Source organism: Streptomyces bambusae (genome assembly GCF_019400985.1).
Taxonomy (GTDB): Bacteria; Actinomycetota; Actinomycetes; order Streptomycetales; family Streptomycetaceae; genus Streptomyces; species Streptomyces bambusae_A.
Genome location: NZ_WTFF01000689.1, coordinates 1 through 933, shown reverse-complemented (window position 1 = coordinate 933; position 933 = coordinate 1). Strand labels below are relative to the sequence as shown.

Annotated in this window: 1 pseudogene; it reads left to right on the top strand. The window is 79.5% G+C overall.

Features of this window, described 5'->3' with window-relative positions:
* A pseudogene (locus GPJ59_RS36565) lies at window positions 1-933 on the top strand (hypothetical protein); the annotation flags it as partial.

Here is a 933-nt window from a genome sequence, read left to right as displayed (position 1 = left end):
GGCCCGGACCGTCGGCCCCGCCCGGACCGCCCGGCCCCCGTGGTGCTCCCGCGGCGCCCTCCGCCGCGCATGCCGTCTACGAGGCCGAGGGGCTGGGACCGCGGCGGGGCGAGGGTGAGGAGAGCGGAACGCCTGGCTACGCGCCGCTGGTCGCGCCCGGCTACGACACCGTGCGCCTGCCTCGCACCGGCGCCGACGGCCCCGTGTACCGGGACCACGTCGTGCCCGAGCGGGGCCGTGCCGGGCAGACCGACGCCCAGGCCGGTTCGCCGTCCGACCCGCAGGCCGATTCCCCGTCCGGCTTGCAGGCTGATTCCCCGTCCGATTCCCGGGCCGGATCCCGGGCCGACGCCCAGGCCGACCTCCAGGCCACCGCCCGGGCCGGCTCCGTCGCCGCGTACCGGGCCGGGGCCGGGGCCTGGGCCGCTGCCGAGCAGCGCGGGACGGCCGAGCCGGAGCCGGGACGGGCTCCGGAGCCGGGACAGGCTCCGGAGCCCGGGCAGGCGGTGGAGCCGGGACGGGTGGGAGAGCCAGGGCAAGCGGTCGAGCCGGGACGAGACCCGGGACCGGCGGGGCAGGAGCAGGCGCGGCCCGAGGGGTCGAACCTGCCGCAGGGGTACTCGTACCCGTACGGCACTCCGAGCGCCCCCGCCCGCCGGCGGACGCCCCCCACCACGCCCCGGATCCCGCCGCAGCCCGATCCCGCCGTCCCCGTCCTGCCCGCGCAACTCGCCCTGCCCCAGGGCTTCCGGCAGGCCGCGCCCCCGCCGCACAGCCCCGACGGACCGACCAGGGCCCTGCCCGCGACCGACCCCGCCGCGGGCACGGGCCCGGCAGCCGGCCCCCGGCCCCACACCCGCCCCTTTTACCAATCCCCGAGCCCCCGGCACCGAGGCTGCACCCGCAAGGCCCCCTACGCCTTCCAAAATATAA